This is a genomic window from Streptomyces sp. NBC_00154 (assembly GCF_026342835.1).
Taxonomy (GTDB): Bacteria; Actinomycetota; Actinomycetes; order Streptomycetales; family Streptomycetaceae; genus Streptomyces.
This window is the reverse complement of the sequence record NZ_JAPEMI010000002.1, coordinates 1,238,320-1,262,387: the sequence shown is the minus strand read 5'-3', so window position 1 is coordinate 1,262,387 and position 24,068 is coordinate 1,238,320. Positions and strand designations below refer to the sequence as shown.

Sequence of the window (24,068 nt, the reverse complement as noted above, 5' to 3'; positions counted from 1 at the left end):
TTGTCATGCCGCCAGTTCTTTTCTTCCTCCGGTGCTGTCCCGCCGAGTGGTGCAGCAGGGACCTTGGTGGAGTCCCTGCGCTGATGCCAGGTGCCTGCCCAGCACCCCCGGCCCTGTCGAAGGAGAAGCGGACGGCGCGACGCGGGGTTGCGGTCGAGGGAAACGTGGTACGCGCCTCGCGTACCGGTACGGCTGCGGCGACCCAGCTGCTGGCCGCCATGGAGCACCACTGCGTGGTCCTGGCCCAGCAGCAGATCGCCTCTGAGAGCAACGAGATCCCCTCCCTCCAGCCCCTGCTGGACACCCTCGAGCTGACCGGCACCGTGCTGACAGCCTTCAGACTCCGCGTTGGGGCCGTCCATCGGCGGTAGCGGTCCTCAGCAGGCCAGGCCCCCTCGGCGCCCGCCGGACAGGGGCGGTACCTTGCCGCCATGTGTATCTCGACAGGTGAGGCCGCGTTCTCCGGCACGATCGTGTACTGCGGGCGCCAGCACCACCGCGTGCACGGCCTCATCCACGTCCTGGGCTACCAAAACACGGCCGTCAACCTGGCGGACGGCCCGAACGCCATGCTGCTGCACCTGCCCGCCAGGCAGCTCACACCCCGGCACTTCCTCTCCGCCCGGCGCGCCGGCGACATCCTCCACCGCATGGTCGCCGCCGTGGAAGACGTCGCCGCCACAGCCGACGGCATCGCGTGGATGAGCGCGGAACCGAAGCCCGTCCAGGTCTTCGACCACGACGTCTACACGGTGCTCTTGGCAGACGACCCCACCGCGGTCCCCGCCGCGCTGTGGCAGGTGCCGCCGCACCGGCGCCCCGATCTCGACCCGGATCTCCTGCACTTCTACGCCGACCACTTCCCCGACCACACCATCGCCGTGTGCTGCTTCGACAACGCCGACGCGCAACGCGCCAAGCCCTTGCTGCTGTGGTATCCGCCCCTCGACCCCGACCGGCTGACCGTGCCGGCCCTGGACAGCCACACCGGTAAGGCGCCGGACCTCGACGCCACCGTGCCCGTGGACCACTGGGTCCTGTTCTCCACCGACGAAGCCCCCTCCGACTGGGGCGCACCCGTCGTGTACCCCGGGGACATGCGCCACCGCCTGAGCGCCTTCCTCCCCACCGCCGTCGTCGGCCGACACTACGGCCGCGGGCAGACTCGGCCCAACGGAGACTTCACCATCAGTCACCGCGACCTGCTCACCGGCGACCTCGACCGCATCGAGCGCCTGCAACCGACCCGTTGCTGAAAGATCGGGACGGGCGGGAGGTGGCACGTCAACCGAAGCCGACATCACCCAATCAAGTTCAGTGAGCCCTACTCGGTAACGTCTCGTGACGGTTCGTGCTCTCCGATCAGCTGGTGCGACCGCGTTCCATCTGGAGCAGGACGAGGGCGGCGCGGGTGATCCGGGTGATTGCCTTGGGGTCGAGGCTGACCCTGCGCAGAGCCTTGAGGGTCACCTTGAGGAGGACGTTGGCGCGTTCGGCCACGCCGTGGACGCCTCGGATGACGGAGTTGAACGCCTTGGCATCGTCGGTGAGTTCGCCGCCCTTGGGTTTTTTGACCGGGTGGCGGAGGCCGGCCCCGGCGTTCTGGTAGCCGAGGTCGGTCAGGGGGATGTCGAGGGTGCCGGCGAGCCGGTTCAGGGCGGCGATCAGGCCGTGGGTACGGGCGCGGGTGGTGTCGTGCTCGCGGCCGGGCCGGGACCGGCGAGACCCAGAGCGGCCAGCCGTCGGGTGCGGAAGTGACCTGGACGTTCCGCCGTGGTGCTTGTGCTTGCCCGACCACCACAGGTCGGCCTTGTTCGGGACGGGGGCGGCGACGCGATCGGTACGGATGACGGTGCCGTCGAGGTTGAGGTGTGTAAAGCCGGCTTCGGCCGCGCTCCAGTGCGGTGGACAGGTCCGGGGCTGGTCGGCGAGCACGGTCAGCCCTTCGTGGAGGTAGCGGTAGGCCGTCAGGACGGAGATCCGGTTGTCGCAGGCAAGTTGAGCCAGCCGGGTACCGTCCAGGAACCAGCGCAGGATCAACACGCCCTATTTGAACGGCCCCAGGGCGCGGGTGCCCTTGCGGGTCGCGAGACGCTCGCGGTGTTCGAGCAGCAGCTTCGTAAAGGCCTCAGCAGTGGCCCGGCTGACATCGAGCACGCCGATGTAGGTGATTCTGGTCAACGCGTGAAGCCTCTCGGTACCCGGAACCTGTTCTTCGCAGACCTGTTCCCACCAGGGGCTTCTCGCGTATCTGATACCGGGTCAAGCCCGTCTGATGTCCCTAGTCAGGAAGATCTCGGATCGGCCGGACGGGCGGCATACTCTGAGCCCCATCCGTACTATCTGGGAGAGTCATGACAAGTAGGTTCACCGAGTTGGCCGTTGACTGCCACGATCCGGAGAGGCTCGCGGCCTTCTGGTGCGAGGTCCTGGACTTCAAGGTGATCGACCGGAGCGAGGCCAAGGTCGAGATCGGCTCCTGGGTGCCGACCGTCGAGGATGTTCGGGCCCGCCAGATGCCGCCCACCCTGCTGTTCATCCAGGTACCCGAGGGCAAGACCGTGAAGAACCGGCTTCACCTCGACGTCAGCCCGATCGACGGCAGCACCGAGGACGAGGTGACCCGATTGCTCGGCCTCGGCGCCACCGAGACGGATGTGGGCCAGGGCTCAGACCGAAACTGGGTAGTCATGGCAGACCCCGAGGGCAACGAGTTCTGCGTCCTACGCACCCTGGCACCGCAGAGCTAAACCGCGAGCGGGCACCCGCACACCGTCACGCACCGCAACTACCACGTTGCCGAGTAGACCTCAGCAGCCCGGGCGTACTGGCCCGAATCAAGGCCGACGGCCGGCTCATCGACCTTCGCTTCGACGTGCGGAGCGAGGAGTTCGTCAATCCCAGTGCGGTACAGCGCAAACAAGTGGTCAACTGCCCAGATGAAAGTCCGCGACCAAGAGCATCCGGGGATCCCGGAACGAAGAGTTCCGGGATCCCCGGCCAACCGCATCGGGATTTCTGGTACTCCCGTAGGTTGAGTGATGCTCCTGGCTGTGACGCCTCGCAGCAAATGCCGCCGTCAGAGGGTGGCGCCACCGGCGACCTGCGGAAAGGACAGACCGAGCGGGAGGGCCCCAAGAATCTCACCGGGGCCGTCGACAGAGACACCGCCGGAAACGCCGCCGAGGGGGGAGGCGGCACCGCCGGAAATGGTGAGACCGCCGGAAACGTTATCCAGGTCGGCGTCGGAAATCTCGCTGGTCTCGACCTGAGGCGTGAAACTACGCATGAATTGCGCTTCCCTTCATGGCTTCTGATATCTGAATGGTGCCGGCCAGCTTCAGCTGTAAATCGAGTCGGCCGGCTCAACGGTCGCCTGATGCCCGAATAATCGGGATAACTTCCGTCTGGCGCACGATGCAACCACCTCAGCAGGCCGCCCGTCCAGCCGACTTGTCGGCGATTCGCTCAACGCTCCGCTATCGCAAACGCAATTGCGCGCAATTACCCACCGGACGGTGACGACATCTTCACAAGCGTTTTAACGGAGAATGGACATGAGTGGGCCCTCCGATTGACGCCAATCAGACATACCCGCACGTAAGGTTGTCGGACGCCGGTGAAGCCGGATCCCGTCAGCTTGCTGCCCGCCTTGCGTGTGCACAATGTGCAGGGTTTGCCAACAGCGGGCCGCGCTCACCACGGATTGAGCTGCCGTTATGTCGCTCTGACCGGGGGCTGGGGACCAACGTCGGTTGAGTAGCCCGTGATCGAGTGGAGTCTCGGCCTTGTGCCACGTGATCACATAGCTGGTGAGAGCTACCCGGAGCGGATCCGGATGGGGCTGCTGACGCGGACCTTCACGCCCGAGCTGGTTGTGGGCCCGGCTCAAGAACGCCTCCGGCGAGCTCGGGGCGATCATCGCGAACGACAACATCACCGGCCAGGCGCGCGTGACGGCCCGCAAGGGTGTGTACTTCGAGACGAAGGGCTGCCTGAAGTGGGAGAAGGTCGGGTGACGGCCCGACGGTTCTGGCTTCCCCGTACCCGGCAGGGCGGGCTGCAGCACTCACAGCGGCCCGCCTTCCCTCGGATCTGCGTCTTGGGGCGCTCATCTCCCGTACGGCCGCGCGTCGGCCTGTCCACGCGCGGCGCTGATCCGTTGCGCATGGCCAGCGTCCGCAACTCAGGTCCACTCCAGTCCTCCTGAGAGGAATCACCGCGAGGTCCGAGCCCGAGCAGCCCACTCATCTCCCCGCCTCGGCGCCGGATCCCGAAGCCGCCGTACCTGCCCCGTTCCCGATCACGGCCCAGGTTCCCCGGCCATGCCTACGTTCGCGCCGCCGGGCGACCCGACCGTGGCCCTGCCCGAGCGGTCCCCGCTGGGCGCGGCTGTCGCGGAGCACGGTCATGGTGCTTGGCGTCGGCATGGGAGCCGCAGCGTGGGAGCCTGCTGGTTGTCCTTGTCCCTCCTCGGCAGTGACGAGGTCAAGGCGAACGCCGGCCCTTACAGCTCCGCCACGGCTGAAGAGACGCGGGCGCCGGAACCGTTCGGGACGGACGGCACGCTCACCCTCATCGAGGTCGGCACGGGACTTGAGACCGAGAGACCGTGTTCCGGTTCGGGTGGCTACTCCGACACCGACTTCGGCACCCAGGTCAACCTCACCGACGCGGCCGGGACCCTGGTCGCCACCGGCTCCCTCGACTTCGACGAAAAGACCGAGGCGGGCTGCACGTTCGCGTTCACGGTCGACGACATCACCCCGGGCTCAAAGCTCTACACCGTCGAGGCGTCCCATCGCGTCGTCCTCACGCAAACCGAGGCCGAACTGCGCGCTGGCGGGCTCGAATTCACACTCGGCGACTGATCCGCCCCGGGCTCAACAAGCCTCGGTTGTTCGTCGCCGCCGGTTGGAACAGGCCCGGCTTGCAGATGACGCGGTCAAGGACAGCTCGTACGAGCTCGAGGGGGTGCCGGAAGGTGCTGCGGCTGCAGTCCAACGTCCCTGTCCAAGTGCATGTCGGCTGCGGTGCGCCCGGGAACCCGCGTCAGTGGGTGGGGACCGACGCGACGCCTCGGCCGTGCCCCTTGAGATCGTCGGACAGCAGCCGTACCAGGCCGAGGTCCGCGGCCGCCGTCCCGAGGGCGGCGTACGAGCGGTTATTCACTTTCGGCCAGGAAAGCCCGCGATCTTGCTGACGTGAACGCCGACCGCTTTTGCTGTCTCCTTCAGCCCAGAAGCCAGGTCTTCAGAATCCTCCAGCACCACTACTGGCTGAAGCTGAGCTTGTGAGGAAACACCGTGGACCAACCTGCCGACATGCAAGACGGCTTCCTCCAGCCGACTCAGTCCTCCAGTTCCTGGTGGCTGCGGGCTTGCTACCCACGTCCCATATGCGATCTGCCCGTCGATCCAACCGAGGTCGAATTGTGGACCGCGGCGTGCCGGGGCTCGAACTTCGAGTGATGCCCGTACAGCGACCTGATCAATCAGGATCGACAGCAGCTTCTCGTGTCGAGGCGTCCCACGTCCCAGCACATGAGCCTCAAGCCGACTGATCCCGCGACTCCGTAGACGAAGTCTGTCAAACGGCCCGCCGAGGAATCCGTCTCCGACCTCAGGCATTACCGACACTTGATCACCCTGCATCTTGAGATCCCGGCAACGAGCCGGAGCCCCGAACAGCAGATCCGAGTAGCCGGCAGCGTCGACCACGTGAATATGCCGCCCCGCTCTGCGCGACTGCATCACTGCCAGGAGCTTTCTACTCAGCCCGCGGTCCACATCCTTGACGTTGCCTGCCAACTCTCCATGAACGACGAGGGTTACCTTTCTGGAAAAACTATCCTGGCAGACAGCGCCTAATGTCTTGGAACGAGACTTGCAGTCCCTACGAAAAACCCACTCCCCGTCCACCAGGGTCTTGCCAGTGAACATGAGCGTTTGTCCTCGGAGTTCGTGTATCCATCCAGTGCACGGTGCGGGCACTCTCCTCACCCCCCAGGGGCATTGCGTGATTGGGATTGGTCCGGTTCGCCGGTCTCGTGAGTGACGTGGCGTCATGTCCGTTGTGGGGCAAGGGGCCCGGGAGAGCAGAGCAGGCACGGTGCTGGTGATCATGTGGTTGTCGAGACCCATGAGAACCGAGCGAGACCGTGCCTGCCCGAACATCATCGCCCATCCCTTCCGCACTGGAGAAACTGGGTTCCCCGACTGATCCCCTCACCTCAAGCGATGTCGCTGACCTGCGGCGTTTCCTGATCCTGGTCGCCGATCCCCGCGATGCGCGAGGACTGCGGTATCCGGCCCTCGCGTTGCTGTGCGCAGCCGTCTCGGCGGTGCTGACCGGGGCTCGCTCGCTCATCGCGATCAGCGAGTGGATCACGGATGCCCCGCAGCATGTGCTGGGCGTCCTCGGCTTCGCTGCCGATCCACTTACCGGTCTGCGGCCGGTGCCGCACGCCGCAACCGTGCGCCGCCTGCTGCAGCGTGTGGACGGTGACGCGCTGGACGCGGCGATCAGCGCGTATCTGCAGGCCAGAACGCCGCCCCCGGTCGAGCCGGAGGCGGAGAAAGGGCCGGTGCGACGGGTGATCGCGGTCGACGGCAAGGTGGTCCGCGGATCGCGAACCGCAACGGCCGCGGCGATCCAGCTGCTGGCGGCGATGGACCACCACGGCGTGGTCCTGGCCCAGCGGCAGGTCGCTTCCAAGAGCAACGAGATCCCCTCCTTCGCGCCGTTGCTGGACGGTCTCGAGCTGGAGAACACGGTGGTGACCGCCGACGCACTGCACACCCAGCACGACCACGGGGCCTATCTGACCAGTCGCGGCGCGCACTACGTGGCCGTCGTGAAGAAGAACCATCCGGGCCTGTACGCCCAGGTCAGGAAGCTGCCCTGGCGAGACATCCCGCTCGGGCACCGCACTCGCGACCACGCCCACCACCGCGACGAGATCCGCCGGCTCAAGGTCGCCGCGTTCAGCCACCTCGACTACCCCGGCGCCCGCCAGGCGATCCAAGTCGTACGGTGGCGACGCGACTTGAGCACCGGGAAGCTGACCATCGAGCGCGTCTACCTGATCACCAGCCTGAGCGTCTTCGACGCCACCTGCACCGAGCTCGCCACCTGGATCAGAGGCCACTGGGGAATCGAGAACCTCCTGCACCACGTGCGGGACCGCACGTTCCGCGAGGACGACTCCAAGGTCCGCACCGGCACCCTGCCTCGCGCCATGGCCTCCCTGCGCAACCTCGCCATCAGCGTCTTCCGCCAGGACGGCCAGACCAACATCGCCGCCGCCCTCCGCCACACCGGCCGCGACTACCACCGGCCCCTACGAACCCTCGGTCTCACGTGACGAACCCAGACAGATCTCGATCATGCAATGACCCTGCCTCACCCCCAGAGGTCGAACGGTCATTATTTCGCAGAGTACTTTCTGGTGGCCGCAACAGGAAGGCTTATCTCGGCAATCGAGGCTTTTGTACGTCTCGACCTGGCCAGGATCGCAGAGTCGCCCCGCCTGACGGATCACTCTGCGCGACCGCCTGATGATCGTCCGGCCCGTCACGCCAACGCTACTGCCCTGCACCGCCGGCACCGGGCCGTGGAGTTCGAGAAGTTGCTGATCCGGATCGACAAGGAGGTGCCCGCTCACCTGCAAGTTCACCTGATCGTGGACAATTACGGCACCTACAAGACTCCAGCGATCAGAGCCTGGCTGGCCAAGCGCCCACGGTTCGAGCTGCACTCACCCCGACCCCATGTAGTGCACGTGACGGAACCGGGTCTGGGCGAGGTGGAGGTCGCGGCCTGTGACGACCAGACAACCCTCGCCGTCCAAGAGCTGCTCGCCACACGAGGTTTCACAGCGCCTCGATGCAGCCGCCGAGCACTGCCCGAGATCACCGTCGCCGTCCTGCGCTACGCCCGCGCTGCCACAGGGCCATCTCCATTGCATTCAGGACGGGTTGGGTCTCCTTGGAGGTGCAGGCGGACCAGCCACGATTCGGCTGGGGAACGGCGCGTAGCGCCCGTACCTCCGGTGATGCCGGGGGTACGGGCGCTTGTCCAGGGGGCTCACCCCTGGAGCTTCATGCCCTCGGGTGAGGTGAGGCCCTTGTCGGGGTGAGCACGGAACGTCGCCGTCCAAGTGGTGGGCAGGCAGGACGTACCGTTGGGGTGCTGCTCCGTCAGCCTGGCCCGGGTGCTGTCCTCGACGACCGTGTCACCGCTCTTCGCGGACGTCACGGTGAGCCGCACCGACACGGTGGACGCACCGATGTCGTCGGGGAGTTGGACCGACAGCAAGGCGAACGGGTCGTCGGGACTGCCCGATGTCCGCTCCTCACAGGTGCCGTCCACGCACAGCCGGATCCTCGCCGCGTCCCCGCCGCCGAAGTCGGCAGGCCGCCACACGGCGGAGACCTGCGAGTCCGCGTCAGCCGCGGTGCACGGCCTGTCCTGGCCGAGGAGCGAGCATCCGGTCAGGGCCGCCGCCAGCAACAGTGTGAGAAGGACGCGGCGCATGCCAATACCTCGCTATCGTGCCGGGGACGGCACCGCCGGCCAGCCCGATGTCGGTGCAGGATCCGGACGTCTTCCTGGCGACGACGACGCTCTTGGCCGTCGTAACGCCGGAGTAGTGGATGGTCGCCTGGGTGTCGGTCACCTGCCAGCCGCATGTCTCGCCGGTCATCATGCCACCCGTGCAGACTTTGTCTCCACTCTGCGCCCAGCGCCGCCAGTAGTCCTGGACAGGCCGGGAGGAGCTGGACGTCTTGCCGCCCTTGTGGATCCGAGCCGACGCGGAGCTGTCGCTGTTGACGCGGTACAGCGACAGGTCGCCCTCGTAGTAGGTCTGACCAGAGAGCTTCTGTCGATCGCATCCGCGCGACGCTGGCAGATGGCAGCGCGGGTGGCCTTGTCGGGGCGTCCCACAGGGCGGCGAACGTCCGTAACGGCAGTCCGAGGTGGGAGACCTGCTGGCTGAGCTTGATGGCCTCCGTGTACCGGGTACCGGGACGTGCGACGGTTGCGTGAACGTCAGGACGTTGAGCAGGGGGTATATCGGTTTGGAGCAGCGCGGCATGGTCTCGCCCTGTGCCGCTCCTTGGACCCACAAGGTGCTGAGGAGAAGCAACATCAGGATGTTGATCTGCCACAGCGGGTCGAGCCAGCCCGTCTGCGCCCACCCGCAGTCCGTGGTGGGAGTCGGGTTCAAACGTTCCGCCAGGCGTACACGCCCCGTGGTTAACGGCAATCGCTATGAGCAGGACGACGTTAATGATGACGCGACCTTGAGCGCCATCCGATGAAACTCGCCCCGCTCATACGCCAGCGCGGCGCGGATGGTGTCGGCCTCCAGCTCGAGCCCCAGCTCGGCCGCCGCGGCTTCTCCCTCAGTCACACGCTTCTCGACGCACTGGTGGTGCATCCGCAACAGCGGGTGCATCTATGAGCTTTGGGCCGCAGTACTCACGCCTCTCCCCCGAAGGTCAGCTGTGGAGCACAGCCTATGAGCATCCACCGACAGCGCACCCGGAGCAGGCGACGACAGCAGCGCCGACAAGTCGCTAGGCGATCCGCCGTACGACGAGGATGGTGACGTGCGTGGCGACCTTCGCGACCTCGACGACGCGGCCACGCCTGGGCGCGTGTACGAGAAGTCTTTCCCCGATCGCCGTCGCCACGTGTTCCGGCCGGGACGCGGAGCCCTCGGTCAAGACGAGGTCGCCGGGCTGGAGGGACTTGGCGCAACCTCAGCATCGGCGTACTCCGCCTCGCAGGCGTCCACGGCATCGCCGCCCTGCGACGCAACGCTCGCGCCCCCCAATGACCGCTCGCCTTCCTCGGGCTCACATGATCCCAAACCAGATATCCCGCGACATTGCCGAAGCCCTGGCAGCCACCCCCTGCCTGCTGACCAGCGACGACCCGCTACAGATCACGAACTACAGCTGCCGTGTCATTGTGGTGTTGATATCGGAATGTCCCGCGAGGACCTGAGCGATGTGGGGTGGAAGACCACTCCCGATCGCCTACCAGGACGAGACTGGCTGTCCTGGTCAGGGCTCACAGTGCTCCGCGTGGGACGAGGCCGCTGCGGGGTCTGCCAAGGACATTTGCCCACAAGGGTGAAATACTTAACTTGGGAGACGGGGTGACCGCTAGGCTTGCCGCCCCACCGGAATTGGCACCTTCGAGTTTGGCTCCGTAGGCAGGGCGTGCATGCGCGTCCCTGGGGCCGAGCGGAGGAGGGAATCAGTTATGGGCGAGAAGATCGCAGGCATCGAAATCCCCGATACGCGGCTGGCGGCCGAGGCCACGGCGCTGGTCCGCGAAGCTGAGCCGCCGCTGCTATTCGACCACTCTCGCAGGGTCTACCTGTTCGGGATGCTGCAAGGGCTACAGCGCGGCCTGAAGCCCGACCCGGAACTGCTCTACGTCGGAGCGATGTTCCACGACCTGGGTCTGACTCAGACATACCGGACCACTCATCAGCGCTTCGAGATCGACGGTGCGAACGAGGCGCGTCGGTTCCTTACCGAGCATGGGGTCGGCGCTGACGATGTCCGCCGGGTTTGGACGGCGATCGCCCTACACACAACGCCTGGTGTTCCGGAGTTCATGGAGCCCGAGATCGCGTTGGTCACCGCGGGTGTGGAGACTGATGTGCTCGGGATCGGCCGTGACGACCTGGATCCCGCGTCACTCGAAGTCGTCACCGATGTGCACGCGCGACCCGACTTCAAGCGGCGGATTCTGGAGGCCTTCACTGACGGCTTCAAGGACCGGCCCGACACAACCTTCGGCACCGTGAACGCCGATGTGCTAGCCCACTTCGTGCCCGGCTTCCAGCGCATCGACTTCGTCGAGGTCATCCTGAACAGTTCCTGGCCCGAGTAGCCGGCTGGCGAAGTTTCAGTCGACGCATGTAAGCGCCAGGTCGCCCGGTCCACGAAGGAGCCGAGGTGGTGGCCGCCACACGGCGCGCTCTCGACAAGAAGTTCCGACGCTCCGAGTCCCATCCGGGCCTGATGTAAGGGCCTATGGGAAGACCGCGGTGGGGGCTGGGCCTTGCTCGACGCTAGGGAATGATGCACATTGGGAACTGCTGGGTGTCCCCGTAGTTGTCCGGCATGCTCACCATCGGGGACAGGCCGTTCAGGCCCTGCGGGCACACCGCCCGAGTCAGGACGGTAGTGGGCTTGATCCGCTCTGACGGACATCCAAGATCAAGGGTTCAGCACCGGGAGGATGTCCATCATGGAGAGCATGAGGAAGAAGAAGCCTCGCCCTCGCCATTCGTTCACGCCGGAGTTCAAGGCCGGGATCGTCGATCTGTGCCGACGCGGTGACCGCTCGGTCGGGACTTCGATCTGACCGAGACGGCAGTGCGGCTGTGGGTCTGCCAGGCTGGCGCCGGCGAGGGTCTTCGCCGTGATCGTGTCGAAGCCTGAGAGGTGGATGTTGCTGGTCACCGCGATGGAGCGGCGTTCGTAGGCGGCGTCGATGATGCGGTAGAACGCTTAGGCGGCATCCGCGCCGACGGGCAGCAGGCCGACGTCGTCGATGACGATCAGGTTCGCGCGGCAGACCCGGGGGACGGTGCGGGCGGTGGACCCGTCGACCTTGGACTTGCCAATCGCAGCGCTGAGGGTCTCCAGGGTGAACCAGGCCACTCGCAGATCGTTTTCGATCGCGGCCTGGGCCAGGCCCTCGGTGAGGTGGCTATTGCCGGTGCCCACCGGTCCGAGCAGGATCACGTTCTCGCGGGTGTGCAGGAAGTCGAGCTGTCCGAGGTGCTCGACGGATCCATCCACATGACCTGCCAGCCGTGGCCGTCGAGGTCGAAGAAGCTGCGTGAGTACATGAAGCCGTGGTCCTCGGGGCCATCCGCCTCTGAGCCGCCCGCGGCGAGCGCAGCCTCAGCGACCGTGTCAACCTCATCGCGGGCTGACACGCTGAAGCAGTAGAGCGCCAGCGTGTGCGTGGTGGGATTGGCCATCGGCAGCTTCGCGAACTGCGCGAACGTCTCGTGGCTGAGCAGCATGACGGAGGCTTGCTCGCCGACCAGCATACAAGCGGCGGTCTCGTCGGTGAACATCGGGTTGTAGCTGAACCCGAGCCGCGCGAAGAAGGCCTTGCTGCGCTCGATGTCCGCCACGGGGATGTTCACGAACAGCATGCGACCGGCGTGCGTGGGAGTGGTCATGGTGGGTCTCCAGTCCGAGGTTCGATGGTGTACGACGGGGTAGACCGGCACAGCCTGCGGAACTCATCGGTGGATTTCGGAACTCGCATCGAGCGACAGGCCGAAGCCGGGGGGAACAGCTGTCAAGGCCGGTTGAAAAGTGGACACCCTGGCGTGATGGACGTTCGAGCGGCTGCGAGCGGAGCGCGCGTAGCGCCGAACAGGCCCACGGCGAGGACCTCGACCTCCGACGCGAACTCGCCTGCAACGGAGGCGCCGCCACCCCACCGCGATCCCAGGCCATCGGGCCATGACCAAGGGTGCGACCGACTACGCGCAGACGATCGTGACCTCGCCGTCGAGGCCGCCAAGACGGGCACGATCACCCCGGACACCACCGCGGTGACCGCGCACCCCACCGCGCAGTGGGCGGTACAACAGGCCCGCAACATCGCCGCCGACCTCGGCGCGCAAGACGCCGGGCCCGCGATTCCTGCTACGCGACCGCAACAGCAGGTACACCGACGCCTTCGATGCCGTCTTCACCACCGAGGACACGGAGGTGCTGCTCATTGCGCCCCGGGCACCGCGCATGAACGCGCATTGCGAACGCGTGATCGGCACCATCCGCCGCGAGGCCCTCGGTCACGTCCTGATCCTGGGCGAGAACCACGCCAGGAAGGTCCTGAGTCGGGTCGCCCGGGGGAATCTCACCCCCGGGCTCCCACAGAACGGAGCGTGACAATCTCTCGTCACTCCGCTCTTGTCATCCTGATCACCAGGCCAATGCGGCGAGTGTCGTGTCCGGCCAGTGCGCGAACATCCGCGGGTACCGCTGGGCGATCTCCTGGAGCTTCGCAATGGCCTTCCGCAACGGCGCCAGCCGACGGTACTTTCTGCGGATCCAGCGAACCAAGTAGGCGTTGATTCGCTGAAGGAACGGGATCAACACCCAACGGCCGTACCGGCCGTAGTAGTTGAGCCAGCCCGCAACGACGGGATTGATCCGCCGTGCGAGGTCCGTGAAAGTCGAACCGGTGCGGTGTTGCAGCCGCCAGGAGCGGACCTCCGCACTGATCTTCTTCAGGGCTTCCTTGCTGATTGCCGGGGAGAATGACAGGAACGTCTGCCCACTCCGGGTCCGGCTTGCTCTGGCGCGGAATGTGTAGCCGAGGAACGTGAACTCCATATGCTCGTGGGAGCTCTGGCGCTTCGCGTCCCGGCAGTACACGATCCGGGTCTTGGCCGGGTGCAGTTCCAGCCCGACCTCTTCCATCCTGCTCCGGAGCGCGGCCAGCACCTGGCGGGCCTGGCGCTCGGTGACGCAGTGCAGCACCGCGTCGTCCGCATAGCGTTCGAAGGTGACAGACGGGAACTCCCGGCTCATCCACATGTCGAACGCGTAGTGCAGGAACAGGTTCGCCAGCACGGGAGACACCGGGGCGCCCTGAGGCGTTCCGCGTTCCCGTTCCAGCAGGTTGCCGTCGGGCAGTTGCAGAGGCGCGGCGAGCCATCGCCGTACATACAAGTTCACCCAGACGGCGTCGGTGTGCGCTTCCACCGCCTTGACCAGCAGGTCCCACCGGACGCTGTCGAAGAACTTCCGGATGTCGAACTCGACGACCCAGTCGCGCTTCCAGCAGCGTTCCCGGCAGGCCCCGACCGCGTCCAGCGCGGACCGTCCGGGCCGGTATCCGTAGCTGTCCGGGTGGAAAATGGGATCCACTCGTCGCATCAGATGCCGTGCCACCACGGTCTGCGCCACCCGGTCAGCGACGCACGGAATACCGAGCATCCGCATGCCACCGCCGTGGGGCTTGGGAATCTCCACCGCGCGCACCGGAGACGGAAAGTACGAGCCCGACGACATTCGGTTCCAGACCTTGTAGAGGTTGTTCCTCAGGTCCTTCTCGAACTCATCGATGGACTCGCCATCCACGCCCGGGGCGCCCTTGTTCGCCCTGACTTCCTCCCACGCCTCCTTCACTTCCCACTTCGAGATATCGAACGGCTTGGTCTGTGACATCAACCGGCCCATCGAATTCCTCCCAGATACCTCTGGTTGATACGACACACTCGGTCACGGACGACCCGGCCCCTTCGCTCCACCCCCATTACAGAGGCTTCAGCACTACTACGAGCCGGTCCGCCGGCGCACCCCGCATCGGTACTCAACCCCTTGCGGTTTCGGCCGCTTGGGGCACTCCCTCTCGCCACCCGTGCTGGGTGGGCAGTGTCGGAGCGCGCCTTCTCCTGTTCCACGCGAGAGCGGCAGACTGGGCTCACGTCGCCTTCATGCCGGACACCGCCTGACCAGTAGGTGGGCTCCCGTCAGGCTTATCCCGAGACAAGCCAGAGCGCCTCGGTTTCGATGTCGTCTGTTCTGTTTTCGACACGTCAGCAGCGATTCGCTTGCGCTCGTCTTCCCAGTCCCTACCTGACATCTCTTGGATGCCTTTTCCTCATCGCTCACCACAACAGTCTTCAGCTAATGCGGCATGAGGTGGTTTGAAGCCTCCCCCCACAGGGCGACTCCGAAGGGCCGAAATCCTTCATCTCTCGCACAGCACCATTTCCAGAAGCTGCCCTACTATCAACTCCCATTCATGTTCAGGACACACCTGGCTACCAGGACCACTACAACGGACACCCGGTCGCACCGAACCCGGCAACAGCTACCGCCCCGAGCAGCCCGCAATCGTGCACGACCTCGACGACCGAAGCCCGCTCCGCACCAGGGCTGTCGGCGGCATCATCAACGAGTATCGATACGTTGCGTGACCTGAAACGACGACTTTTCGAGCCCCACAGGGTCAGGCGCGGGAACTCGTGCGCACCGCACGTCCGCCGACATCAGGACAGGCCACCTCCGCGGCCGCCCTGTGCGTCGCCGACCAGACTGTCATTCCAGACCTGGACCGACCTGGACGACTCGTACAGGCGAGTCGCAACGCCTCCTATGATGCGGCGGGACGAAAGCCTCAAAGTCGCACCCGTGTGCCCGATTCGGCTCGTCCGCGGGTGCGCGGCGGGTGACGATGGGCTGTGACGGTGTCGCGGCGGGAACACGTGGTGGATGGCATGGAGCGGGCCGGAAGGCAGGATGCCGAGGCGCTCGGTCGTATGGAGCGCAGGCACTTTCTCGCCGTTGCTGTAACTGGTGCGATGGCGGCCGGCTGTCGCTCCTCCGGCGCCAAGGGGTCCCGCACCGAGACCGCCTCGCCCGGTTCTACCCGGTTCACCGGGGACGGTGAGCGAACGCGCGTGGGAAACCCCGACTGGCGTATCCGTTGGGAAGGCGCGCCCGAGGCTGTCCAGGGGTACACCGACAGATCCAGCGTGCTGCCGGGCGAGGAGTTCGGTTTGTACGTGTCCACGACCGCTTCCAGCTTCCGGGTCTCGGCCTTCCGGGTCGGCTGGTACGGGGGTCAGCAGGCGCGCCTGGTGTGGCGTTCGCCCCGTATCGCCGGATCGGTTCAGGCCCGGCGCCGCCTGCTGGAGGTCACTCGTACCGTACGGGCCGACTGGAACCGCACGCTCGGCGTACGCACCGACGGCTGGCCGGAGGGGGCGTACCTGCTTCGACTGGAAGCGGAGAACGGGCACCAGCGCTACGTGCCGTTGATCGTCCGTTCGGCGTCCGGCGCGGGCAGGACCGTCCTGATGCACGCGGTGTCGACCTGGCAGGCATACAACGCGTGGGGCGGGTACAGCCTCTATCACGGCGAGGACGGTGGGTACGGGACACGGTCGCTCGCGGTCAGCTTCGACCGGCCATACGATCGCAGCGGCGCCGAGAAGTTCATGGTCTACGAGAGGGCGGTAGTGGTTCTCGCGGAACGGCTGGGAATTCCGCTCGCCTACACCACGGGGGTGGACGTCCACCGCGAACCCGGCGTGCTTCACGGCGCGCACGCGGTGCTCTCCCTCGGGCACGACGAGTACTGGAGTCAACAGCAACGGGACCACGTGACCCGGGCTCGTGACTCCGGTACCAATGTGGCCTTCCTCGGTGCCAATGCCTGCTTCCGCCGGATCAGGCTGGAGCGGGGACCTACCGGCGACGCACGCACAGTGGTCTGTTACAAAACCGACTACCGGGCGGACCCGTACCTGACCGACCATCCGACCATGCCGACCAATGACTTCCGACGGCAGCCCGGAGCCGACCCCGAATCCTCCCTGACCGGCGTCCTCTACGAGGGCTATCCGGTCGACGCTCCGTATGTGGTCCACGCCGACAATCACTGGCTCTACGAAGGGACCGGGGTCAGACGCGGAGACTCCTTCGACCATCTGGTCGGGGTGGAGTACGACCGGGTCACCCCGGGGACGCCCACCCCCGCGCCGCTTGAGGTCGTTGCGCACTCCCCTGTCTTCTGCAAGGGCGCGCCAAGCCATGCCGACTCCGCGTACTACACCGTCCCGAGCGGAGCGGGCGTCTTCGCATCCGGGACGATGCGATGGGTCGAGGCCCTCATGGCCGGCACTCAGGACAACGGCCGCAACCATGGCATGGACGCACGCACCGGACTGTTCGTCACCCGCACCACGGAGAACCTGATCCGCGCGTTCGCGGAGGGCCCGTGCGGCAGGAACCGGCCGAAACCCCAGGAGAATGCGAGCACCCTTTACCCATCGTCGACACCCTGAACCTCTCCGCCAACGCCGATGAGGTCCCGGTCGAGCAGGCCCACACCGTCGCCAAGTGGGCGACCTCAGCCGGCTAGCAGTCGCCGGCGACCGGTGGGCGGAGACATGACTGCGGCCGTCACCATGATGGCCAAGCAGCGCGGAGGCCTCCACTTCAAGCAGCAGGTCAGGTCCGCTGCCCCAACCCCAGCTTGGCTGCGAGGCGCATCGAGCGGTCGTTGGCGGTCTGGGTGCAGAGCACCACCGGCTCGCCGGGGAGTACGTCGGCGAACCAGTCGAGTGCCGCCGCGCACGCCTCGGCGGCGTACCCGCATCCCCACACTTGCGGCAGGAATGTGTATAACCGAGTCCCGCTACCGCGACCGGCGCGGCGTCTCTCCCGCAAGAAGTCCGACCCCGGCGACGCCCTGGACCTGGCGAAAATCATCCGCACGGACATGCCCATGCACCGGCCGCTGCCTGCCGACAGCGACATGGCCCGGGCCATCGCCGTCTCGCCCGCGCCCACCAGGAACCGGCTCAATCACGCCGGATACCTGTGGGCCTTCGCCACCCTCACCCACTCGCCAGGCGCCAACGCCCACTATCGGCGCCGACGCAAGACCGGGGACTGGCACGCACAGGCCCTGCGCCATCTGTTCAACCGTATGCTCGGACAGCTCCACCACTGCCTGCTGCACCGATGCGACTTTGATGAAGGCACGGCGTTTCCCTCACCCGCCGCCGGCTGACCTAGCCTCAGAAGCCGATGTCCCGTGCTTCGTAGCCCTCCAGCCCAATGGTCAGTAGGGACGGCACCAGTGCGTGGAGGTACCAGCCCACGTCGGTGAAGTCGGACGAGCCGGACAGCCTCCGCGTGTTGATGGTCGGGATGAAACTGCAGGCTGTGCGGCGCGGGAAGAAGAGGAGCTGACCGTCCGTTTGTTGCGACTTGCCGGAATCACGGAACGGGCCGTCAAGTCACCGCTACACCCTGTGTGATGTGAGTAAAAGAAGTACATCCTGTGACGAGATTCTTCCCGTGAAGATTTGAATGATCACAAGATGGTCACTAGGGTCGGGCCTCGAACCTTCGCGCGATTGATCACCCATTCGGGGTGGCAGTGAAGGAACCGCCGATCCGTGACGTGCACGGAGCCGGGGATTCGCATCCCCTCATAGCCCGGTAGGCGGCTCAAGGAAGAAGGAGCCCGCCTTCGTGGCGTCCCACCGTCGTCCCAAACAGCCGAGCCGTACCCGCGTGACCGTGCTCACCGCGACCGCCGCTGCGGCCGTTGCCCTGACCTCCCAGGCCGCCCATGCCGACCCCAAGCCGACCAAGAGCGAGGTCAAGGCGAAGGTCGACAAGCTCTACCACGAGGCGGAGGAGGCCACCGAGCAGCACAGCCTGGCCAAGGAGAAGCAGGAGAAGCTCCAGAAGCAGATCGGCGCGCTCCAGGACAAGGTGGCCCGCGGTCAGCAGGAACTCAACAACCTCCGCAGCGGCCTCGGTTCCCTCGCCGCCGCGCAGTACCGCTCCGGTGGCATCGACCCGTCCGTGCAGCTCTTCCTCGCCTCAGACCCGGACAGTTTCCTTGAACAGGCCTCCGCGCTCGACCAGTTGACGGCCAAGCAGGCCGAGTCGCTGGAGAAGATCCAGGAGAAGCAGCGGTCCCTCGCGCAGGAGCGCAAGGAGGCCCAGGACAAGCTGAGCGACCTCGCGGACGTCCGCAAGACGCTTGGCGAGAAGAAGCAGCAGCAGCGGGCGAAGCTCGCCGAGGCCCGCGAGGTGCTCAATACTCTCACCGTTGCCGAGCGCAACAAGATACGCCAGGACGACCTGCGTGCCAGCCGGGCCGCCGGTGACCGGGTCGACCTCGGCAACGAGGTCCCCGCCTCCGCCCTCGGCGCCGCCGCCCTCCAGGCCGCCGACACCCGGGTGGGTAAGCCGTATGTCCGCTCCGCCACGGGTCCCGGCTCCTTCGACTGCTCGGGCCTGACCCAGTGGGCCTACGCCCAGGCCGGTGCCCAGATCACCCGCACCACGTACACCCAGATCAACGAGGGCACCCGGATCGCGCGCAGCCAGCTGAAGCCGGGCGACCTGGTCTTCTTCAACAACACCACGCACGTGGGCCTCTACGCGGGCAACAACACCGTGCTGCACGCCCCATACCCGGGCGCCTACGTCCGCTACGAGTCGATGAACACCATCGGCAGCTTCCAGGCCGCGGTGCGCATCTGATCACGCCCGAACGGGCGGATTCCCGCGCCGTACTGACTGTCCGCCCCGCCGGAGACCACAGGTCACCGGCGGGGCGGAGTTCCGTGAATCCCCAGGTCAATGGACTGTGTGCGGGAACGTTTCGCCAGGGGACGGCGGGGTTCGGGGCAGTCGGTCCGGTGAGGGCTCCTGTCGTGCATTCCCCCGTCGCGACAGGAGCCCTTGTTGCCCGAGCTGTTGTGCGATGTGGGCCTGGATGTGCGAAGAAACGTGCAGGGTGTCCGTTACCAAGATCGTGCCCGTTGCGGGGGTAGTGCGCTGGGTGGTGTGGAGGGTTGTACGCCGGAGCATGAAAGGGCTTGCTGTTGATCATTCAAGGGGTGGGCACCGCGGCAGCTCGCCCAACCCCCTGGGCGGTAACCGGAACGCGGCGTGGCGGGGAGGGTGCGGCACTGCGGGGCGCCGCGTTCGTGCTTTTGCTTCAGGGCGCTGCGCCGTCTGCCGCGCGGCGGTGCGGGCATCCCGCGCTCTCACGAGCTGCGGGTTGGGGCAGCCGGTCACCGGCCGCTCCGCGCCCGGCTTCCTCGCTTCGCGCTGCTCCAAGGAGAGCCCACCATGACCGAGACGGCCGAGTCCGCGGGGCGCTATGCGCAGTGAGTCCACGCGGAAGTCGGGAACACCTCAACGTCTTGTCGTCTCGCTGTGTCGGACGAGTGGACGAGTGCGGCTGTCCCTCCCGGCCCGAGGGGAGAACGTCACGTGGGGTCGGGTTGTTCAGGGAATGTCGCCGCTGAAGGCAATGTGGAGGATGAGCAGTAGCACTGCCATCAGCACGATACCCCACGCCCTCAGGTACTCCCGCCAGAATGGCGGCGCGAGGTGGGCTGCTTCGTCGCCTGCCGCGGCTCGGCAACGATCGGAGCGGGCTACGTGCCAGACAAGCAGTAATCCGAAGGCGGGCAGCAACCCGTAGAGAAACAGAGCCCTGAAGTTCACGACGCCTCCCTTGAGCGGCCATGGTCCAGGTCAGAGGAGCCGAAAGCCACGGCCCTCACCTTTCTTCCCCGCTTCTCGCCAGGCCAGACACCCGGCCGTTCAGCCACCGCTCGCCGCAGTCCAGTCGGCGGCGGTTGATCGGGCGCAGCAGCCGGGCCGCGTCCAGGACGTCCGCGATCCGGTGCTGAGCGGGGTCTGCGTAGCGGACTGCGTTCGTCAGCATCGTGGGGCATCGATCAGACCGAAAATGCCGTCGCTGCACCACTGACCGAATGATTCCTTTGTCACACTCTCAAACCCCAAGCTTTACTTGCACAAGAGGTAAGTGTGTAATAGGTTTGTATCATGGCAAACCGGGGCGACGCACTCCACTCATTCAGCCAGAACGCAACAAACCTAGACCAATCCGGATTGCATGACTCGAATTCGAACGAAGCCTGAACAGGGGGCAAGGGGTTCATCGGCTCCTTGCCCCGGAAGACCTCGGGCGCCTGACGACTGAGCGGATGCTCGTAGAAGGAGCGGAGAGTGTGATGGCCGGTGCACAGGGAGTGAACTGGAACGAGCGGCGGCAATACGCGAGCCGCCTCTTCGAATCCCAGCGTTACCGCGCGGCCACCCGGGTCCTCACCGACCTGGTTGCCGCGGCACCCCGCAACCTGGACCTCCGCATGCTCCTCGCCCGCTCCTACTACTACACGGCACAGCTCTCCCTGGCCGAGGCGGAGCTGCGCAAAGTCCTGCGCGCCGAACCCACCCACGCCTCGGCCCACCTCGCTCTCGCCCGCGTCCTGGAACGCCAGCACCGCTGCTCCGAGGCCGCTCCGCACATGAGGATCGCGGACACAATGACCGCACGGGACCTCCTTGCCCTCAGACACCCCAGCAGTTCATCCCCCCGCATGGCTGCCTGAAGCTGCTCCGGCAGGGCTTTGTCAGGTGTCTGGACGGGCGGTGGGCTCTGGTGGTCCGCCGCCAGTATGAGGGCGGATGAACTCGCGGCGTTTCATGAGTGGTTGGCGGAGTTGATCGGGTAGGTCACTGCGCCGGCGTGTGCTGACCAGCGGGTGAGAGCGACTGTGTCGGCGCAGCCCGATCGGGTCGATGAAGGGAACCGATCCGCCGGACAGGCCCCCGCGGTCGGGGTGTGCTTGGTCGCACTGAGGCGCGGAGGCGGCTCGGGGGAACGCGGGGCACTGGAGCGTGGGGCAGCGGAGCAGGGTCTCGCACAGAGACTGGGCACGCAGAACGCTAACGACCTTGGGAGCGATACCAGCTCCGGATCTGCCTGGCGGTCTGGGCCCCTGCGCGATCAGGACGCCGCTGAGGAGGAGTGGTGCCGTCAGGCGGATCGCGGTCGCCGCTGTCTTGACCGGCGCGTCTTGGTCAGGGAGTGGACCGCAGCGGCGGCGCCTGCCACGTCATCCCCGGGGGCTGGAGTAGGGGCGAGGGCTCGGGGCCGGGGTCATCGGTGTCGACGACTCCGGCGGCCGTGTGGTCGAAGTCGGCGGGCCAGCGGGTGTGCTCGCTGGCCACGGCGCCGGTCAGGCGTGCTTCGACAAGGTTGGCGGTGCTCAAGTCGGTGCCGCGCAAGTCGGCCATGCGGAGATCGGCGCGTTGGAAGACCGCGCCGTGGGCGACGGCCTTGCGCAGGTTCGCCTCGCGCAGGTCGGTCTCAGTGAAGTCGGCGTCACGCAAGTCGGTTTCGACCAGCTTCGCGCCCCGTAGGTCGGCCAGAATGCAGCGAGCCCGGCGGAGAATCGCAGTCGTGAGGTCGGCGTGCCGCAGGTTGACCGAGACCAGGGACGCCTGGGTCAGATTGGCGTGGTACAGGCCGGCGGCCTCCAGGCAAGCGCGGTCGAAGTTGACCTCGGGGAACCAGAGTCCGTCGCAGTCGGCCCGGCGCAAGTCGGTGATGCTGAGATTGACCCAGGACTGCTCCCGGTGCTGGCACAGCACGCCGAGCGCGGTCAGCGCCACCTGGGCGTCGGCGGCGCGAGCCTCCAGGGGTGCGATGTCGTTGATGGGCACGTCTGCCGCCGGTGATTCCGGCCCGGCGGGTGGCCAGGGCAGGTGCGTACGCAGATACGCGGCCTGGATGGAGATGATGGCCTCCCGGTCGCGGGCGGACTGCTCCGCGATCCGCCACAGCGCGTGCAACCCGCCGATGCGCACATCCAGCTTGTCGCTGCCGAGCTGGTCGACGGCCCGGCTGAATCGGTCGGTGACGTAGCCCTCCTGGGTGGCGCGCAAACCGTCCTGACTCACCCGCAGTTGCCGCCAGGTGGCATACGCGCCGAAGAGCACGACCAGGCCGCCGACCACCTGCAGAAGCGTCGTACGGACATCGTTCACCGCCTTCAGTCGATCCTGTGCGGCGACGCTCGCCCCGGCGAGATCGTGGTCGACCACCACACCCGGCAGTAGGACGAACACTGTGCCTAGAACGACCAGCCCCGCCGCCCCGGCCAGCAGAGCCACGGCTGTACGACGCCTGACCAGCCCGTCGCGCCATGCCCGCCGCCCGCGGTCCGGTTCCCCCATCTCCATGGGCACAGGAGCTTAGGCTCCACTTAGTAAACGATCAAGAGTGCTGTGGCACTGGCCCGTGACATGAGAACGGCCGTATGGGTTGAGTGAGTTGTGAGGTTTACCTGGGCCCGTGCGGCCTGTTCCCATCCTGCCCTGTCCGGGGTCCCGCGCGCACACTTCGGCGAGTTACTCAAAGAACTCGCGCCCCGGTGGCAGGCCGCGCGGGAGTCGGCGCTACACGAGCGGCGTGGCGGAGACCGGAGGCGGGCGGCTGGCGCCGGGCCCAAGCAGCGCCTGGTCTTCGTCGACCGGCTCCTGGTCACGCTGGTCCACCTGCGGCTTGGGATCCCGCACGCCGCTCTGGCCGAGTTGTACGCAGTGGACCGCTCCACCGTCTCCGGAGCGATCCGCGAGGTCCGCCCGCTGCTGGCGGCCCGCGGCTTCGCCGTCCCGGACCGGCCGGGGGTCCGGCTGCGCACGCTGGAGGACCTGTTCGCCTACGCCGGCGCGGAGGGCGTTGACCTGCGCATCGACGGCACCGAAGTGCAGGTCCGACGCCCCCGCGCCCACCGCCCCGGCCGCAAGGCGTTCGTCTCCGGCAAGAAGAAGCAGAACACCATCAAGACCACCACCTTCAGTGACCCGCAGGGTCGCACCCTGTTCAGCGGTGTGGTCCGGCCGGGCCGCATGCACGACCAGACTGCCGTGCGCACCGAGGGCATCGCCGAGCAGTTCCACCGGCACCCCAAGGTCAAGGCCGAGGTCGACGAGGGCTACCGGGGCCTGGCCAACGAGTTCCCCGGCCAGGTCAGCGCCCCGCCGAAGAAACCGAAGGACGACGCGCCGCTGGGCGAGCACCACGCCTGGCGCGAGCAGAGACGCCGCCAGTCCTCCGCGCGGATCTGCGTGGAGCACACCAATGCCGAGTACAAGCAGTGGCGGCCCCTGCAGCGGTTCACCGGCCGCCGCGAGACCTACGCCGAGACCCACCTCGCGATCGCCACCCTGGTCTCTGACCGCTCCGCCCGGCGGGCGACCCGCCGCAAGGCGAGCACCGAACTGGTGCTCAGCCGGCAGGCCGCCTGCTGATCACCCACCAGCCAACCCGCCAGGCCAGCACGCCCCGAACTCAATCGCTCCCAAGGTTGTAAGAGCCAGAACTGGGGGCCCTGGTCCTGAGCTCTGGCCTCAGGTAGCCAACTGCTCCACAACATGCCTCCCAGGGGATAAGTACCACCCCATACGGGACAAACTCTAGGCGTCCTCTAGGCGGGAACTGCCACGCGACGAGCGGTTGCCGGCCGAAGCCGGAGACGACCTTCGGCAATATGAAGGCCGACGTGCTGGAGCATTACGTGCCGGGCTTCGAGCGCGGGGACTTCGTCCGTACGATCCTCGATTCTCCCTGGCCGGAGTGATCCGAGTAAGCCGAGCAGGCCTCGCAAGCGGACCGAGCCGCAGAAGCCGATCCGCACCGGG

The 24,068-nt window shown here is 66.6% G+C and carries 26 protein-coding genes and 5 pseudogenes; 16 read left to right on the top strand and 15 right to left on the bottom strand.

Going from position 1 to position 24,068, the window contains the following annotated elements:
* The first annotated feature begins 83 nt into the window (after nucleotides 1-83).
* Entirely contained in the window at nucleotides 84-371 is a 288-nt protein-coding gene (locus tag OHA03_RS42300) for a hypothetical protein (RefSeq protein WP_267009245.1), read from the top strand.
* Nucleotides 372-431: 60 nt separating this feature from the next.
* Complete coding sequence (locus OHA03_RS42295) at nucleotides 432-1,256, top strand: hypothetical protein (protein WP_267009244.1); 825 nt, start codon at nucleotides 432-434, stop codon at nucleotides 1,254-1,256.
* Between the two features lie 106 nt (nucleotides 1,257-1,362).
* Here OHA03_RS42295 and OHA03_RS42290 read toward each other — a convergent pair whose 3' ends face one another.
* Nucleotides 1,363-2,043 (bottom strand): transposase family protein, encoded by a 681-nt coding sequence (locus OHA03_RS42290; RefSeq protein ID WP_267009243.1) that lies wholly within the window; start codon nucleotides 2,041-2,043, stop codon nucleotides 1,363-1,365.
* Between the two features lie 3 nt (nucleotides 2,044-2,046).
* Nucleotides 2,047-2,181 carry a hypothetical protein gene (locus OHA03_RS42285; protein WP_267009242.1) on the bottom strand — a complete coding sequence of 45 codons (135 nt, stop codon included), beginning with the start codon at nucleotides 2,179-2,181 and terminating at the stop codon, nucleotides 2,047-2,049.
* 173 nt (nucleotides 2,182-2,354) lie between these two features.
* Here OHA03_RS42285 and OHA03_RS42280 point away from each other — a divergent pair, with 173 nt between their 5' ends.
* The gene (locus OHA03_RS42280) at nucleotides 2,355-2,750 is read left to right on the top strand and encodes a VOC family protein (protein WP_267009241.1); all 396 of its coding nucleotides are present in this window, start codon (nucleotides 2,355-2,357) and stop codon (nucleotides 2,748-2,750) included.
* Nucleotides 2,751-3,079: 329 nt separating this feature from the next.
* Here the strand turns inward: OHA03_RS42280 and OHA03_RS42275 are convergent, their stop codons facing one another.
* Nucleotides 3,080-3,289 (bottom strand): hypothetical protein, encoded by a 210-nt coding sequence (locus OHA03_RS42275; RefSeq protein ID WP_267009240.1) that lies wholly within the window; start codon nucleotides 3,287-3,289, stop codon nucleotides 3,080-3,082.
* Nucleotides 3,290-3,875: 586 nt separating this feature from the next.
* On the opposite strand from OHA03_RS42275, the gene OHA03_RS42270 reads away from it, so the two are divergent.
* Complete coding sequence (locus OHA03_RS42270; RefSeq protein WP_267009239.1) at nucleotides 3,876-4,019, top strand: hypothetical protein; 144 nt, start codon at nucleotides 3,876-3,878, stop codon at nucleotides 4,017-4,019.
* A gap of 306 nt (nucleotides 4,020-4,325) precedes the next feature.
* Nucleotides 4,326-4,871: a hypothetical protein gene (locus OHA03_RS42265; RefSeq protein WP_267009238.1), complete on the top strand. Its 546-nt coding sequence runs from the start codon at nucleotides 4,326-4,328 to the stop codon at nucleotides 4,869-4,871.
* Between the two features lie 297 nt (nucleotides 4,872-5,168).
* On the opposite strand, the gene OHA03_RS42260 is transcribed toward OHA03_RS42265, so the two are convergent.
* Entirely contained in the window at nucleotides 5,169-5,942 is a 774-nt protein-coding gene (locus OHA03_RS42260; RefSeq protein ID WP_267009237.1) for a hypothetical protein, read from the bottom strand.
* 218 nt (nucleotides 5,943-6,160) lie between these two features.
* Between OHA03_RS42260 and OHA03_RS42255 the strand changes: the two genes are divergently transcribed.
* From OHA03_RS42255 to OHA03_RS42245, 3 genes and pseudogenes are all read left to right on the top strand, one after another.
* On the top strand, nucleotides 6,161-7,366 hold the full coding sequence (locus OHA03_RS42255) for an ISAs1 family transposase (protein WP_267004661.1): 1,206 nt from the start codon (nucleotides 6,161-6,163) through the stop codon (nucleotides 7,364-7,366).
* Nucleotides 7,367-7,642: 276 nt separating this feature from the next.
* A pseudogene (locus OHA03_RS42250) lies at nucleotides 7,643-7,756 on the top strand (IS630 family transposase); the annotation flags it as partial.
* A gap of 21 nt (nucleotides 7,757-7,777) precedes the next feature.
* Complete coding sequence (locus tag OHA03_RS42245; protein ID WP_267009660.1) at nucleotides 7,778-8,140, top strand: DUF6207 family protein; 363 nt, start codon at nucleotides 7,778-7,780, stop codon at nucleotides 8,138-8,140.
* On the opposite strand, the gene OHA03_RS42240 is transcribed toward OHA03_RS42245, so the two are convergent.
* The 3 genes from OHA03_RS42240 to OHA03_RS42230 all read right to left on the bottom strand — a co-directional run bounded on the left by OHA03_RS42240 (nucleotide 8,089) and on the right by OHA03_RS42230 (nucleotide 9,734).
* Nucleotides 8,089-8,538, bottom strand: a complete 450-nt coding sequence (locus OHA03_RS42240; protein WP_267009236.1) for a lipoprotein — start codon at nucleotides 8,536-8,538, stop codon at nucleotides 8,089-8,091. The genes OHA03_RS42245 and OHA03_RS42240 overlap by 52 nt on opposite strands.
* A gap of 736 nt (nucleotides 8,539-9,274) precedes the next feature.
* Nucleotides 9,275-9,463, bottom strand: a complete 189-nt coding sequence (locus OHA03_RS42235) for a hypothetical protein (RefSeq protein WP_267009235.1) — start codon at nucleotides 9,461-9,463, stop codon at nucleotides 9,275-9,277.
* A gap of 121 nt (nucleotides 9,464-9,584) precedes the next feature.
* The gene (locus tag OHA03_RS42230; RefSeq protein ID WP_267009234.1) at nucleotides 9,585-9,734 is read right to left on the bottom strand and encodes a hypothetical protein; all 150 of its coding nucleotides are present in this window, start codon (nucleotides 9,732-9,734) and stop codon (nucleotides 9,585-9,587) included.
* 544 nt (nucleotides 9,735-10,278) lie between these two features.
* On the opposite strand from OHA03_RS42230, the gene OHA03_RS42225 reads away from it, so the two are divergent.
* Complete coding sequence (locus OHA03_RS42225) at nucleotides 10,279-10,917, top strand: HD domain-containing protein (RefSeq protein WP_267009233.1); 639 nt, start codon at nucleotides 10,279-10,281, stop codon at nucleotides 10,915-10,917.
* Between the two features lie 329 nt (nucleotides 10,918-11,246).
* On the opposite strand, the gene OHA03_RS42220 is transcribed toward OHA03_RS42225, so the two are convergent.
* The 3 genes from OHA03_RS42220 to OHA03_RS42210 are packed head-to-tail and all read right to left on the bottom strand — an operon-like array spanning nucleotide 11,247 to nucleotide 12,199.
* On the bottom strand, nucleotides 11,247-11,492 hold the full coding sequence (locus OHA03_RS42220; protein WP_267009232.1) for a hypothetical protein: 246 nt from the start codon (nucleotides 11,490-11,492) through the stop codon (nucleotides 11,247-11,249).
* Nucleotides 11,493-11,540: 48 nt separating this feature from the next.
* The gene (locus tag OHA03_RS42215; RefSeq protein ID WP_267009231.1) at nucleotides 11,541-11,777 is read right to left on the bottom strand and encodes an ATP-binding protein; all 237 of its coding nucleotides are present in this window, start codon (nucleotides 11,775-11,777) and stop codon (nucleotides 11,541-11,543) included.
* Entirely contained in the window at nucleotides 11,774-12,199 is a 426-nt protein-coding gene (locus OHA03_RS42210; RefSeq protein ID WP_267009230.1) for a VOC family protein, read from the bottom strand. Before OHA03_RS42210 ends, OHA03_RS42215 begins: the two co-directional genes overlap by 4 nt.
* Before the next feature lie 408 nt (nucleotides 12,200-12,607).
* Here OHA03_RS42210 and OHA03_RS42205 point away from each other — a divergent pair.
* Nucleotides 12,608-12,893: pseudogene (locus OHA03_RS42205) on the top strand (integrase); the annotation flags it as partial.
* An 87-nt stretch (nucleotides 12,894-12,980) separates the two neighbouring features.
* Here the strand turns inward: OHA03_RS42205 and ltrA are convergent.
* Entirely contained in the window at nucleotides 12,981-14,231 is a 1,251-nt protein-coding gene (ltrA, locus tag OHA03_RS42200) for a group II intron reverse transcriptase/maturase (RefSeq protein WP_267005170.1), read from the bottom strand.
* 1,055 nt (nucleotides 14,232-15,286) lie between these two features.
* On the opposite strand from ltrA, the gene OHA03_RS42195 reads away from it, so the two are divergent.
* Nucleotides 15,287-16,858 (top strand): N,N-dimethylformamidase beta subunit family domain-containing protein, encoded by a 1,572-nt coding sequence (locus tag OHA03_RS42195; RefSeq protein ID WP_267009229.1) that lies wholly within the window; start codon nucleotides 15,287-15,289, stop codon nucleotides 16,856-16,858.
* A 184-nt stretch (nucleotides 16,859-17,042) separates the two neighbouring features.
* Here the strand turns inward: OHA03_RS42195 and OHA03_RS42190 are convergent.
* A pseudogene (locus tag OHA03_RS42190) lies at nucleotides 17,043-17,192 on the bottom strand (GNAT family N-acetyltransferase); the annotation flags it as partial.
* 178 nt (nucleotides 17,193-17,370) lie between these two features.
* On the opposite strand from OHA03_RS42190, the pseudogene OHA03_RS42185 reads away from it, so the two are divergent.
* A pseudogene (locus tag OHA03_RS42185) lies at nucleotides 17,371-17,589 on the top strand (IS110 family transposase); the annotation flags it as partial.
* 467 nt (nucleotides 17,590-18,056) lie between these two features.
* Nucleotides 18,057-19,082 (top strand): NlpC/P60 family protein, encoded by a 1,026-nt coding sequence (locus tag OHA03_RS42180; RefSeq protein ID WP_267009228.1) that lies wholly within the window; start codon nucleotides 18,057-18,059, stop codon nucleotides 19,080-19,082.
* A 753-nt stretch (nucleotides 19,083-19,835) separates the two neighbouring features.
* Here OHA03_RS42180 and OHA03_RS42175 read toward each other — a convergent pair.
* On the bottom strand, nucleotides 19,836-20,057 hold the full coding sequence (locus OHA03_RS42175; protein WP_267009227.1) for a hypothetical protein: 222 nt from the start codon (nucleotides 20,055-20,057) through the stop codon (nucleotides 19,836-19,838).
* Between the two features lie 55 nt (nucleotides 20,058-20,112).
* Nucleotides 20,113-20,280: a hypothetical protein gene (locus OHA03_RS42170; protein ID WP_267009226.1), complete on the bottom strand. Its 168-nt coding sequence runs from the start codon at nucleotides 20,278-20,280 to the stop codon at nucleotides 20,113-20,115.
* 310 nt (nucleotides 20,281-20,590) lie between these two features.
* Between OHA03_RS42170 and OHA03_RS42165 the strand changes: the two genes are divergently transcribed.
* Nucleotides 20,591-20,971: a tetratricopeptide repeat protein gene (locus OHA03_RS42165; protein ID WP_267009225.1), complete on the top strand. Its 381-nt coding sequence runs from the start codon at nucleotides 20,591-20,593 to the stop codon at nucleotides 20,969-20,971.
* Between the two features lie 472 nt (nucleotides 20,972-21,443).
* Here OHA03_RS42165 and OHA03_RS42160 read toward each other — a convergent pair whose 3' ends face one another.
* Nucleotides 21,444-22,607, bottom strand: a complete 1,164-nt coding sequence (locus tag OHA03_RS42160; RefSeq protein WP_267009224.1) for a pentapeptide repeat-containing protein — start codon at nucleotides 22,605-22,607, stop codon at nucleotides 21,444-21,446.
* A gap of 93 nt (nucleotides 22,608-22,700) precedes the next feature.
* Here OHA03_RS42160 and OHA03_RS42155 point away from each other — a divergent pair, with 93 nt between their 5' ends.
* Both OHA03_RS42155 and OHA03_RS42150 read left to right on the top strand, forming a co-directional pair.
* The gene (locus OHA03_RS42155) at nucleotides 22,701-23,678 is read left to right on the top strand and encodes a transposase (RefSeq protein WP_267009223.1); all 978 of its coding nucleotides are present in this window, start codon (nucleotides 22,701-22,703) and stop codon (nucleotides 23,676-23,678) included.
* Between the two features lie 200 nt (nucleotides 23,679-23,878).
* Nucleotides 23,879-24,007 (top strand): annotated as a pseudogene (locus OHA03_RS42150) (diguanylate cyclase); the annotation flags it as partial.
* Between the last annotated feature and the right edge of the window lie 61 nt (nucleotides 24,008-24,068).